An 11,805-nucleotide genomic window follows, 5' to 3' on the forward strand; every position below is an offset into this window, starting at 1 on the left:
GGCTACGCGGGGGCCGCAGCCGCAAGCGGGGCGCCAGCAGCCTCACCCGCCTCACCCCCAGCATATTCGTATTGGTGGGCACGCAGCACCGCGGCCCCGGCCGCCACTTGCTCTACGACCTCAGCGCGGGCGTGGGCCTCGAAGCCCCGCAGCCCTACGCCCTCGACGCCACCATGAGCCGGCCATGGGAAATGGCATCTCAGGTAAACCTGCGGGTATATTTCAGCAACACCGGCCGAAGCCCACATCGCTGAGCCGGCCCGAACGCGAAAAGGGCTGCCCGTGCGGGGCAGCCCTTTTCACTTCCTAATCGATGGGCAATTAAGCCGGCATCGAAACTACTTCGCGGGGCATAACCGTCACGATAGAACGGTCTTTGCGGCCTTTGCGGAACTGCACTTCACCATCAACGAGGGCGAACAGGGTGTGGTCCTTGCCCATGCCCACGTTAGCGCCGGGGTGGTGCTTGGTGCCGCGCTGACGCACGATGATGTTGCCAGCCACCAGAGCCTGGCCGCCGAAGATTTTTACGCCGAGACGTTTCGAATGCGATTCGCGGCCGTTGTTGGACGAGCCGACACCTTTCTTGTGAGCCATGGTATTGTTAGCTTCAAGCCTTCAGCGACAAGCTGTAAGCTTTTGTGGGTTAATAGGATAGCAGGATAATTTTATCTGAGCACAACCGATGCTTGTAGCTTGTGGCTGAAAGCTTGCGGCTCAAAAAAACTAGCCGATGCTGTTAATCATTACTTTGGTGAACGACTGACGGTGGCCGTTCATTTTCTGGTAGCCCTTGCGGCGCTTTTTCTTGAAGACCAGAACTTTGTCGCCTTTTACGTGGGCGATGATGGTACCGGTTACGGCTACTTTCAACTCGGGAGCACCTACGGTGATGGTGCCGTTGTCATCGGTCAGCAGGGCGTTGCCCAGCTGCACGGTGTCGCCAACATTGCCGGCCAGTTTGTGAGCGTAAACGAATTTGTTGGCCTCAACCTTGGTCTGCTGGCCAGCTATGTTAACAATTGCGTACATCAGCTTTCGCGGGTTTTTCTGAAATGGGAAGGCAAAAGTACGGCTTTGATTTGGGAAATCCAAACCCTAAGTTCTTAATCGTCATTGCCTGCCCGTCGCTTTCGTGCAATTATGCCCCGGCAGCCCGCTGCGGCCAGATTAAGACAAGATTAAGAAAACCGGTAAAAACAGGGTCGAAAGCAGGCCATTTGGGGACAAGTGCGTTTATCCACAAGGCAAATGTGGATAAGTGGCGTAAATCCTCTGATTTTGAGCTCGGTTTTTGGGACAACTCCGGGGACAAAAGTAGCTATTTGGACGGCGTAAAAATCCGAACTTAGCTAAAAAATATTGAACAAAAAAGCTAATGTTGGTGGCAGTCGGCCTGGGGGGCGGGGCTATATTTGAAGTTGAAACGCCAGTCGTTTTTCTCGTGGCCGGGCCAAACATCTGCCAATTGGTAGAGGTTTGCCGGTCACCTTTCCCGCCGAAAACCGTCATCAACCTCCTTGCCGCCTATGGAACCGCTCCTCGCCGAAAACCCCAACCGCTTCGTGCTCTTCCCCATCCAGAACGATGAGGTGTGGCAATACTACAAGAAGTCGCAGGCCTCGTTCTGGACGGCCGAAGAAATCGACCTGAGCCAGGACCAGAAAGACTGGAACGGACTGAACGATAACGAGCGGCACTTCATCAAGCACGTGCTGGCCTTCTTCGCCGCCTCCGATGGCATCGTGAATGAGAACCTGGCCGTGAACTTCATGCAGGAAGTGCAGATGCCCGAGGCCCGCTGCTTCTACGGCTTCCAGATTATGATGGAAAACATTCACAGCGAGACGTATTCGCTGCTGATTGATACATACATCAAAGACCCCAAGGAGAAGGATTACCTCTTCAATGCCCTCGAAACGGTGCCCGCCGTGCAGAAGAAGGGCGAGTGGGCCCTGAAGTGGATTAACTCGGAGAACTTTGCCGAGCGCCTGATTGCCTTCGCGGCGGTGGAAGGCATCTTCTTCTCGGGCTCGTTCTGCAGCATTTTCTGGCTGAAGAAGCGCGGCCTGATGCCCGGCCTCACGTTCTCGAACGAGCTGATTTCGCGCGATGAAGGCCTGCACTGCGACTTCGCCTGCCTGCTCTACAGCTACCTGCAGCACAAGCTCGACCCGGCCCGGGTGCAGAGCATCATCCGCGACGCGGTGACGATTGAGCAGGAGTTCGTGACCGACGCCCTGCCGGTGAGCCTCATTGGCATGAACGCCAAGTCGATGTCGCAGTACATCGAGTTTGTGGCCGACCGCCTGCTGGTGTCGCTGGGCTGCGGCAAGATTTACAACGCCACCAACCCCTTCGATTTCATGGAAATGATTTCGGTGCAGGGCAAAACCAACTTCTTCGAGAAGCGCGTGGCCGAGTACCAGAAAGCTGGCGTGATGAGCGAGCGCAACGACAACGTGTTCTCGCTCGACGAAGATTTCTAAGCCGTATCGAATTTTCGTGCAACGAAAGCGAGCCGGGCGCGGTCAGGGATTTGTACCCCTAACTGCGCCCGGCTTATGCTTTTACGTCGATTGATTCCCTTATCGGTTATGCTACTAGCAGGCCTGACGACCTGCCGGAAAACTACACCCGCGCCCTGTGCGGCGGGCTTGCTCAGCGCCACAGTGGTGCATGGCCGTAACCTGTGCGAGCAGAACGGTTATGTCATTCGCCTCGACGGGGGGGCAACCTACTCGCCCGACGCCCTGCCTACCGATTTTCAGCAGGAGGGCCTGAAGGTGTGCCTGAGCTACTCGCTGTATGAAGACTTGCGCATGTGCGCCTGCTGCGGCGGCACCCGCATGAGAATTCAGCAGATACAGCGGCAGTAGGCGCGGCCACAGCGTGGCGCGGCCGGGCAATGATTTTTGGGAAGGCAGGCAACCCCACCGGTTGCCGGGCCGAGTTGGAAGCAGCTTGGCGGCGCGGCCAGGCGCTCTTTATTGTCCACTTTCCATCAATCCAGCTATTCATGAAATACCTGTTACTGCTACTGCTGAGCGCAGTGGCTCCGGCTGCCTATGCTCAAACGCCAACCGCTACCGCACCGCCCGTCTCGGCCGTGGCGCCGCCCACGGGGGCCATGCAGCAGCGCTACACCACAGCCAGCGGCCAGACCACCTTCTTCTCCTCGGCCCCACTGGAAGACATTGAGGCGCTAAATTCGCGGGTGGCGGCCATTTTCGATTTGACCAGCGGGCAGCTGGCGTTTTCGATGCTGATGAAGGATTTTCAGTTCAAGAACTCGCTGATGCAGGAGCACTTCAACGAGAACTACGCCGAGAGCGAGAAGTACCCGCGGGCGCGCTTCACCGGCAAGCTGGTGACGATGCCGACGGAGGGGCAGCTGCGCGCCGGGCCGCAGCCGGTGTACGTGCAGGGCGTGCTCACCATTCACAACGTGAAACGCAAGGTGCGGGTGCCGGGCACGCTGCAGCTGCGCGGCGATGAACTGGTGGTAACGGCCAAGTTCAACGTGGCCCCGGCCGACTATAAGATTAAGATTCCGGCGCTGGTGCGCAACAACATCGCCAAGAGCATCGACGTGAGCGTGATACTGAGCTGCCAGCCCGGGCAGGCTAACCCGGTGGGCACGGCCAGCCGCTAAAACGAGCTACATAGCGGAGCTACTATTATTCATCTTGCCGCCCGGCTGCTTGAAAAAGTGGCCGGGCGGCGTGCGTTCGGGGTGTGTGGAAAACTTCCGGAACTTTTTCTTGCCCTTGGAAAACAAGGGAGGTAATTTCCGGGATTCAATACCGCGCCAACTCTACCACCTGCCGCCGGCCCGGCTACCCTTTCCATAACTGTATCAACGACTTGCTGCCGGCTTCGAGCCGCGTCGGCTATTCCTGTATATAAGCAAAAACCTTCAACCAAACACCACTGGTATGCTAGTAATTAAACGCGACGGGCGCCGCGAATCCGTCAAGTTCGACAAAGTGACTGCCCGTATTGAGAAGCTCTGCTACGGGTTGAACCAGGATTACGTCTCGCCCATCGAGGTGGCCAAAAAGGTGATTGACGGCATCTACGATGGCGTGAGTACCATTGAGCTCGACAACCTGGCCGCCGAAACTGCTGCCTCCCTCACCACCCGCCACCCCGACTACGCCATCCTGGCGGCCCGCATCGCGGTGAGCAACCTGCACAAGGTGACCAGCAAGTCCTTCTCGTCGACGATGAAGCGGCTGTACACCTACGAGGACCCCAAGAATGGCGATAACGCCTCGCTGCTGGCCACCGACGTGTGGGAGGTGATTCATAAGAATGCCCACACCCTGGACTCGGCCATCATCTACGACCGGGACTACAACTACGACTTCTTCGGCTTTAAGACGCTGGAGCGCTCGTACCTGCTGCGCCTGGAAGGCAAGGTGGTGGAGCGGCCTCAGCACATGCTGATGCGCGTGTCGGTGGGCATCCACAAGGACGACATCGAGTCGGTTATCAAAACCTACAACCTGCTGAGCGAGCGGTGGTTCACGCACGCTACGCCCACGCTCTTCAACGCGGGCACGCCGAAGCCGCAGATGAGCAGCTGCTTCCTGCTGACGATGAAGGACGACTCCATCGACGGCATTTATGACACGCTGAAGAACTGCGCGCTGATTTCGCAGAGCGCCGGTGGCATTGGGCTGTCGGTGAGCAATGTGCGGGCCACGGGTTCCTACATCAAGGGGACCAATGGCAATTCGAACGGGCTGGTGCCCATGCTGAAGGTGTTCAACGACACGGCCCGCTACGTGGACCAAGGCGGCGGGAAGCGCAAGGGTGCCTTCGCCATTTACCTGGAGCCCTGGCACGCCGACATTTTCGAATTCCTGGACCTGAAGAAGAACCACGGCAAGGAGGAAATGCGCGCCCGCGACCTGTTTTACGCCCTCTGGACGCCTGATTTGTTCATGAAGCGCGTGGAGCAGAACGGCGACTGGACGCTGATGTGCCCCCACGAGTGCCCCGGCCTGGACACGACCTGGGGCCCGGAGTTTGAGCGCCTCTACGCCAAGTACGAGCGCGAGGGCCGCGGCCGCCGCACCATCAAGGCGCAGGAGCTGTGGTTTGCCATTCTGGAAAGCCAGACGGAGACGGGCACGCCCTACATGCTGTTCAAGGACGCGGCCAACGGCAAATCGAACCAGCAGAACCTGGGCACGATTAAGAGTTCGAACCTGTGCACCGAGATTATTGAGTACACCGACGCCGACGAGATTGCCGTGTGCAACCTGGCTTCGCTGGCGCTGCCCCGCTACCTCGTGACCGACGCAGCCGGCAACACCACCTTCGACCACCAGAAGCTGTACGAGGTGACCTACCAGGCCACCCTGAACCTGAACAAGGTGATTGACGTGAACTACTACCCGGTGCCCGAAACGCAGAAGTCGAACTTCCGCCACCGGCCCATCGGGCTGGGCGTGCAGGGCCTGGCCGACACGTTCATTGCCCTGCGCATGCCCTTCGAGAGCGACGAAGCCTCGGGCCTGAACAAGGACATTTTCGAAACCATCTACTTCGCGGCCATGACGGCCTCGAAGGACCTCGCCATCAAGGACGGGCACTACGAAACCTTCCCCGGCTCGCCCCTGAGCGAGGGCAAGTTCCAGTTCGACCTCTGGGGCGTGACGCCCGACTCGGGCCGCTGGGACTGGGAAAGCCTGCGCGCCGAGGTGGTGAAGCACGGCGCCCGCAACTCGCTGCTGGTGGCGCCCATGCCCACGGCCAGCACCGCCCAGATTCTGGGCAACAACGAGTCGTTTGAGCCCTATACGAGCAACATTTACGTGCGCCGCGTGCTCAGCGGCGAGTTTATGGTGGTGAACAAGCACCTGCTGAAGGACCTGGTGGCCCTGGGCCTGTGGAACGACGCCATGAAGCAGGAAATCATCGCGGCCAACGGCTCGGTGCAAGGCATTGCCCGCATTCCGCAGCACATCAAGGACCTGTACAAGACGGTGTGGGAGATTTCGCAGCGCCGCATCATCGACCAGGCCGCCGACCGCGGAGCCTACATCTGCCAGAGCCAGAGCCTGAACCTGCACGTGCAAAACGTGAACTTCGGCAAGCTCACCAGCATGCACTTCCACGCCTGGAAGCGCGGCCTGAAAACGGGCATGTACTACCTGCGCACCAAAGCCGCCGCCGACGCCATCAAGTTCACGGTGGAAAAGCAAGCCGCCGAAACCCTGGAGCCCCTGGCCCTGGTGGAGCAAAACCAGTCCGACATGGCCTGCTCCCTGGATAATCCGGACGCCTGCGAGGCGTGTGGGTCATAGATTAAATGGAAAAGGCCACCTTAAACCAAGGTGGCCTTTTTACAACGTATCCTAATCTATGTACCTCATGTATGTGGATGAAAGCGGTGACCCTGGCGTTTTTACGGGCCAGAACTCACAGCATTTCATCCTAATCGGGTTAATTGTGCCAATCAATGAATGGAATACTTCATTGCAACGACTGGTCAAGCTTCGAAAGCATTTTAGTAAAACGATGGGTTTGCCAGAGCGTGAAGAAATTCACAGTAGCGAACTCATTAGGATTAACAAGAATGAAGCTTACAGAACAATCTCTAAGTCAACGCGAATTTCCATCCTAAAAACCTTTGTAAGCGAAATCCCGACCATATTTCCAGAAAGCAAAATCATCAGCATATGCTTGGATAAGCAAAGCTTAGGGAATCAGCAGTCCTATCAAGAACTAGCCTGGAAGCGCCTGATTCAACGGTATGATACCTTTTTGAAAAAGGGTAATGCGAAAGGAATAATAGTCAGTGATGACTCTGATGAACCTATTTTGCGGAGATTGTTAAGAAAGATGAGGGTATATAACCCGGTGCCGTCAAAGTTTTCGGGCTATTACAATCCAGTCGTTTCCAATATTGTCGAAGACATATTCTTTCGGCAATCGAAGCATTCATTCGTTATCCAAGTTGTGGATGCAATAGCGCATTCACTATATCGGAAGGAATACCCAAAAGGTAGTTTGAAGAAGTTCGGATTGCAGTATCTGTTCGATACGCTGGCTCCTTTGTTACTGAAAGAAGCCTCACCAAAGGACCCTCAAGGCATCGTGAGGGGATAAAAAAATGCCCCGGTTGAAAAACCGGGGACTTTTTGTGGCCCTGCCAAGGCCACAGGGCCAAGGTGAGTCACGTCACAAATATAACGTTTATAGCTAAGCCAGGGTTCTATGTGCATAACTTTTCCCTTGCAACCAAAGCACATTGGCTTGCACAAAAGCAAAAAGGACGGCAGTTACGCCGTCCTTTTTTATGTAGCCTAAAGAGGCTTAAGCCACCACAGACACCGTGTCCTTGTTGGCAATTCCCTGATTGAACTCCTCTGCATTACTGTGGGTAATGTTAGTTGTTTGTGTCATTTGGACCTCCTTTTTTAAATTAATGTCTGCATTTATTGTCAAGTTCAAGTTTGTCAAGCGAAGGCTCGCGTTAACGAGCAGGAGCACTAGAAGTCTAGCAAACCTGCTCTTGGTTGTCGTTGAAAATTTGGGTGCAGAGGAGGGGGATTTGCTGTTCTTGGGTTTGGCATCTGGGTACCATCTAGGTGGTCAAATCCAGTAACTCTTCAAAGATAGTAACTCCAAGCTTCTTCCAGCCGCTTCCGCCCCGGGAGCGGCTGGTTTGGTTTTGGGGTAGCCGCGCGGCATGGCGAGAAACACGAAGCATCGCTCAGCCGCTGGGGCGCCGGGGGCGGCTGGGGTGGGTCCAGTGGGGCCGCCCCGCAATTTCGTATCTTAGCCACATGGAAACTGTTGCTTCAGCGGCGCACCCGCGCATCACCCTCGACCCGAACATCTGCCACGGGCAGCCCACGGTGCGCGGCCTGCGCTACCCCGTGCAGAACGTGCTCGAATACCTGGCCTCCGGCATGAGCGAAGCCGAAATCCTGGCCGACTACCCCGATTTGGAGGCCGAAGACCTACGCGCCTGCCAGGCTTACGCGGCCGATATGCTGCAAGTGCGGTCCATCTTCCGGCTGGCCTCGTGAGCACCGCCGAGCCGCTGCGGTTTCTGGTCGATGCGCAGCTGCCGAAGCGGTTGGCCGATTTTCTGGCCTTTCATATCGGCTGCGACTGCCTGCACACCCTCGACCTGCCAGCGGCCAACCAGACGCAGGACGGTAGCATCACCCAACTTTCCATGGCGGAGAAGCGGGTGGTCATCACCAAAGACGCCGACTTCGTGAACCGCTTTCTGCTCCACGGCCAGCCCTATAAGCTCCTGCTCGTGTCAACGGGCAACATCAGCACGAATGAGCTATTGGAGCTTTTTCGGCAGTTTCTGCCGCAACTCACGAAATTGTTCGCGCATCACTCTTACCTGGAACTCTCGCGCACGCTGCTGGTGACGCACCGGTAAGCAGAAACCTAAGCTTCGCCAGCCGCTGCCGCCCCGGGAGCGGCTGGTTTGGTTTTGGGGTAGCTTGCGCGGCATTGCGAGAAACGCTAAGCATCGTTCAGCCGCTGGGGCGGCGGGGGCGTTGTAGCGCCAACGTTCCGTTCGCGCTACAATGCTTGGCGCTGCGCTACGCCTGCGGGTGCCGGGCCAGCCAGCGCAGGTAAGCTTGCTTGAGCCACTGGGTTTCGGCCCGGCGGTATTCGGGGCCGCCCACGGTGAAGTGCGTGCCCGGGAAATAGGCAAACGCGATGTCGGCCCCCAGCTTTTTCAGTTGCGCCTCCATGAGTTGGGCCGACACGTTCAGCGAATAATTGTCCTCTGTGCCGGCGGTGATGCGCAGCTTACCGGCGAGGTCGGGCCGGAGCCGCGCCCAGTGGCGCACCACGTACTGCGTGAGGTCGTAGCGTTTCCAGTGCGCAAACACCCGGCGGTTGAGCACGCCGGTGGCCGCATCGAACAGCGGCACGGGTTGCCCCTGCGGCCCCCGGGGGCCAAATACGGCATCGAACGACGCGTCCTGCTCGCCGCGGCAGAGCACGTCTTCGAGGTTGTGCCCGATGTTGGGACGGTCGTAGGCGAAGCCGGTGGGCAGCGGGCCGCCGTAGCTCACCGAGTCGGCGAAGGGGACGCGCCGGGCATCGGCGTAGAGGTTGGTGCGCACAAAGCAGTGGAAGTCGACAGGGTCGGGCGAGCTGGCGTTGCCGCCCGCAAACAGCCTGGGGTAGTGCGTGAGCAGGTAGGCGACCGTCCAGCCGCCGCTGCTGTGCCCGCGCAGCAGGCGCGCGCCATTGGTGCGGTACTGCCGGTCGAGGGCGGGCAGCAGCTCGGTGATGAAGGCCTCGCCCACCGGGCCATTGTTGGCGCTGTTGGCATACACGCTGTGGCCCAACGAGCAGTCGCCGTCGAGAAACACGCGGATGCAGGCCACGGTATCAATCGGGTTGGCGGGCAGCGTGTCGGTGCTCACAGCCTTCGAGTAGTGCAGGTAGCTGCCGCCGTAGCCGCCCACCGTGAACAGCACCGGGTAGCGCCGCGCCGACTGCCGGAAGTAGCCCGCCGGCAGAATAACGGCTGCCCGCAGCGCCACCGGCTTGTGCTGAAACCGGGTCAGCAGCGTCGAGGGTACCTTCAGCTCCTTGCAAAACGTGCTGGCCACGAACACCGGGGCGGCCACCACCTGGTCGCACACCAGCGCGAAGGTTTCGGCGGGGCCTTGCAGCACGATTTTTTGGGCGCGGCTGTAGGGGTTGCCGGTGCTCAGGCCAATTTCGCGGCCTTCGAGGTTGCGGTCCCACACGGCCTGCACGTAGTACGCGCCGCGTGCGATGCGCGAAAGCAGCGTGGGGTAGGAAAGGGCCGCATCATCGAAGGTGATGGCCTCGCCGGGCCGCACGTTGCGCACCGCCAGGCGGTAGCAGGGCCAGCCGGGCTGGTTTTTCGGCTCCTCGTTTTTCTGCGACAGGTAGAGAATAACGTTGCCAGTGAAAGGTCCCGCGAAGGCAGCCGCCGTGTAGGTGACCTGAAATTGCTGGGCGCGGGCGCCTGGCAGCGTTAGCAACAGCCAAAAGAAGAGGGCCAGGTATTTCATGACAAAAGCAGAACGGGTTAGATGAAGCGAGCACTGTGGGTTCGCCAGCAGCCCCGCGAGTACCGGCTCGGGGGCCCGCCCGTTACAGCCCCGGCAAAAAAAGCTGCGATTACCGGCCTGCGGCAATTGGACGCCGCTCGAGTCGCTTCGCCCCGGAGGCGGCTGGGTTGTTTTTGGGGAATCTCACGCGCCGTTAGGAAGAAACACGAAGCATCGTTCAGCCGCTGGGGCGGCTGGGGTGGTGTTGGAGCTTGGGCTTCTTCGGCCTTGACGGTGGCGGAGGGGATATTTTCTGCCAAGAAAAGGCGAATATGCAGCCACACTGTAGCGTATGCACTCTTTCGCCACATCTTTCCCCTTTCTGCATGAAGTTGCTTCCCTCCTTCTCCCGTTGCTGTGCGGCGGGCTTCACGCTATTGGCCGGGCTGGCTGCCTGCGCTAGCACCAAAGCACCAGCCACTGGCCAATCATCGGCCGCTACCACCGACATCCTACTGCTGGGATGCAGCCACCTCGCCCAACTCTACAAAGCCGGCAATCCGAATTCGGATGTGCTGATGCCCAAGCGTCAGGCCGAGCTGGCCGCCGTGCTCGACGGGCTGGCCCGCTACCAGCCCGACGGCATTCTGGTGGAGGAACTGCCCGATGAGCAAGGCCGCCTCGACAGCCTGTACCAGCGCTACCGACAGGGCCAGCTCGACCTTAATACCCTGCCCGGCGGCCGCAGCGAGGTGTACCAGCTGGGCTTCGCGCTGGGCAAGCGTCTGGGGCTGGCCCGAATCCAGTGCGTGAATGCGCCGGGCGGCACCTCGCAAAGTATTCTGAACGCCGGTCAGAACATCGAGCTGTACGAACAAGCCACGGCCGACTGGCGCACGTTTTCCGACCCTTTCGGCCAGCAATTGCTGGCCGGTGGCACTCTGGGGCAATTTCTGCGCACCATCAACGCGCCGGCCACCCTGCGGCAGCTGCACACGCTGGTGTATTGCACGCCGGCCCGCGTCATCAACGGTACGCTTAAACCGGATGAGATGGTCGACGCCGCGTTCATCAATCCGAAATACGTGGGCGCGGAGTTTATCTCGGTGTTTTACAACCGCGATTTGAAGGTGTACTCCAACATCGTGACCACCCAGCTGCAAACCAAGCAAAGCCGCCAGCTCCTGATAATTGGAGCGCGGCACGTGGGGTCGCTGCAAGGCATTTTTGCCGCCGACCCAGCTTACCGGGTAGTGCCCACGGCGCGTTATCTGGGCCGTTAGTGCCGTTTGCCGCGTATCGCACGGGCACGGCTGGGGGCAGCAGGGCTGGCTTGAGGAGTTCGGACGTAATGGTGCGAAACGCTAAGCTTCGGGAGCCGCGGCGGGGCTTGGGGGCGGCGGGGACGGGGCTAGCTTTGCGGCCGCGCCAGCCGTATGCCCGCCATGATTATTCGAGAGAAAGACAACTGGTTTCGCTTGCTTTTTTCCTGGCACGGTTCGGTGCTGCCCCAGATACTGCCGCGGCTGGCGGTGCTACTGGCGCTGGCCGTGGCCGTGGTGGCTGCCCGCATCGGGTTGCCCGCCTACAAAGTGCCGCTGAGCGCGGCGCCCTTCTCCTTATTTGGCTTCACGCTGGCCATCTTTCTGGGCTTTTACAACAACGCCAGCTACGACCGTTTCTGGGAAGCCCGCAAGCAGTGGGGCGCGCTGCTGAATACCACCCGCTCGCTGGCCCGGCAGGCCCTCACCCTGAGCGGCCAGCCCCTGGGGGCCGC

At 59.1% G+C, this 11,805-nt stretch carries 11 protein-coding genes and 2 pseudogenes; 10 read left to right on the forward strand and 3 right to left on the reverse strand.

Features of this window, described 5'->3' with window-relative positions; translation table 11 throughout:
• A partial coding sequence (locus tag ACYVDE_RS06470) for a hypothetical protein (protein ID WP_460500669.1) occupies nucleotides 1-254 on the forward strand: 254 nt, incomplete at its 5' end.
• A gap of 67 nt (nucleotides 255-321) precedes the next feature.
• On the opposite strand, the gene rpmA is transcribed toward ACYVDE_RS06470, so the two are convergent.
• Together rpmA and rplU are read right to left on the reverse strand one after the other, a co-directional pair.
• A complete protein-coding gene (gene rpmA, locus ACYVDE_RS06475) occupies nucleotides 322-597 on the reverse strand; it encodes a bL27 family ribosomal protein (protein ID WP_460500670.1) in 276 nt (91 codons plus the stop codon).
• Nucleotides 598-726: 129 nt separating this feature from the next.
• Entirely contained in the window at nucleotides 727-1,032 is a 306-nt protein-coding gene (rplU, locus tag ACYVDE_RS06480) for a 50S ribosomal protein L21 (RefSeq protein WP_305013768.1), read from the reverse strand.
• A gap of 497 nt (nucleotides 1,033-1,529) precedes the next feature.
• Here rplU and ACYVDE_RS06485 point away from each other — a divergent pair, with 497 nt between their 5' ends.
• The 7 genes from ACYVDE_RS06485 to ACYVDE_RS06515 all read left to right on the forward strand — a co-directional run bounded on the left by ACYVDE_RS06485 (nucleotide 1,530) and on the right by ACYVDE_RS06515 (nucleotide 8,422).
• Nucleotides 1,530-2,489: a ribonucleoside-diphosphate reductase small subunit gene (locus ACYVDE_RS06485; protein WP_460500671.1), complete on the forward strand. Its 960-nt coding sequence runs from the start codon at nucleotides 1,530-1,532 to the stop codon at nucleotides 2,487-2,489.
• A 168-nt stretch (nucleotides 2,490-2,657) separates the two neighbouring features.
• Nucleotides 2,658-2,879, forward strand: a complete 222-nt coding sequence (locus ACYVDE_RS06490; RefSeq protein WP_460500672.1) for a hypothetical protein — start codon at nucleotides 2,658-2,660, stop codon at nucleotides 2,877-2,879.
• Between the two features lie 140 nt (nucleotides 2,880-3,019).
• Nucleotides 3,020-3,655 carry a YceI family protein gene (locus tag ACYVDE_RS06495; RefSeq protein ID WP_460500673.1) on the forward strand — a complete coding sequence of 212 codons (636 nt, stop codon included), beginning with the start codon at nucleotides 3,020-3,022 and terminating at the stop codon, nucleotides 3,653-3,655.
• A gap of 283 nt (nucleotides 3,656-3,938) precedes the next feature.
• Nucleotides 3,939-6,320, forward strand: coding sequence for a ribonucleoside-diphosphate reductase large subunit (locus ACYVDE_RS06500; protein ID WP_460500674.1), 2,382 nt, complete (start codon nucleotides 3,939-3,941; stop codon nucleotides 6,318-6,320).
• A 58-nt stretch (nucleotides 6,321-6,378) separates the two neighbouring features.
• Complete coding sequence (locus ACYVDE_RS06505; protein WP_460500675.1) at nucleotides 6,379-7,125, forward strand: DUF3800 domain-containing protein; 747 nt, start codon at nucleotides 6,379-6,381, stop codon at nucleotides 7,123-7,125.
• 680 nt (nucleotides 7,126-7,805) lie between these two features.
• Nucleotides 7,806-8,051: a DUF433 domain-containing protein gene (locus tag ACYVDE_RS06510; protein ID WP_245114224.1), complete on the forward strand. Its 246-nt coding sequence runs from the start codon at nucleotides 7,806-7,808 to the stop codon at nucleotides 8,049-8,051.
• On the forward strand, nucleotides 8,048-8,422 hold the full coding sequence (locus ACYVDE_RS06515) for a DUF5615 family PIN-like protein (RefSeq protein ID WP_460500676.1): 375 nt from the start codon (nucleotides 8,048-8,050) through the stop codon (nucleotides 8,420-8,422). Before ACYVDE_RS06510 ends, ACYVDE_RS06515 begins: the two co-directional genes overlap by 4 nt.
• 739 nt (nucleotides 8,423-9,161) lie before the next feature.
• Here ACYVDE_RS06515 and ACYVDE_RS06520 read toward each other — a convergent pair.
• Nucleotides 9,162-10,049, reverse strand: a pseudogene (locus tag ACYVDE_RS06520) (alpha/beta hydrolase-fold protein); the annotation flags it as partial.
• A gap of 365 nt (nucleotides 10,050-10,414) precedes the next feature.
• On the opposite strand from ACYVDE_RS06520, the gene ACYVDE_RS06525 reads away from it, so the two are divergent.
• The gene (locus ACYVDE_RS06525) at nucleotides 10,415-11,311 is read left to right on the forward strand and encodes a DUF5694 domain-containing protein (protein ID WP_460500677.1); all 897 of its coding nucleotides are present in this window, start codon (nucleotides 10,415-10,417) and stop codon (nucleotides 11,309-11,311) included.
• Between the two features lie 162 nt (nucleotides 11,312-11,473).
• Nucleotides 11,474-11,805 (forward strand): annotated as a pseudogene (locus ACYVDE_RS06530) (hypothetical protein); the annotation flags it as partial.

The sequence above is a fragment of the Hymenobacter agri genome, assembly GCF_054778495.1.

Bases quoted from the DNA above. Each gene is read 5' to 3' on its own strand.
- rpmA (WP_460500670.1), bottom strand. From the start codon at position 597: ATGGCTCACAAGAAAGGTGTCGGCTCGTCCAACAACGGCCGCGAATCG.
- rplU (WP_305013768.1), bottom strand. From the start codon at position 1,032: ATGTACGCAATTGTTAACATAGCTGGCCAGCAGACCAAGGTTGAGGCC.
- ACYVDE_RS06485 (WP_460500671.1), top strand. From the start codon at position 1,530: ATGGAACCGCTCCTCGCCGAAAACCCCAACCGCTTCGTGCTCTTCCCC.
- ACYVDE_RS06495 (WP_460500673.1), top strand. From the start codon at position 3,020: ATGAAATACCTGTTACTGCTACTGCTGAGCGCAGTGGCTCCGGCTGCC.
- ACYVDE_RS06500 (WP_460500674.1), top strand. From the start codon at position 3,939: ATGCTAGTAATTAAACGCGACGGGCGCCGCGAATCCGTCAAGTTCGAC.
- ACYVDE_RS06505 (WP_460500675.1), top strand. From the start codon at position 6,379: ATGTACCTCATGTATGTGGATGAAAGCGGTGACCCTGGCGTTTTTACG.
- ACYVDE_RS06510 (WP_245114224.1), top strand. From the start codon at position 7,806: ATGGAAACTGTTGCTTCAGCGGCGCACCCGCGCATCACCCTCGACCCG.
- ACYVDE_RS06525 (WP_460500677.1), top strand. From the start codon at position 10,415: ATGAAGTTGCTTCCCTCCTTCTCCCGTTGCTGTGCGGCGGGCTTCACG.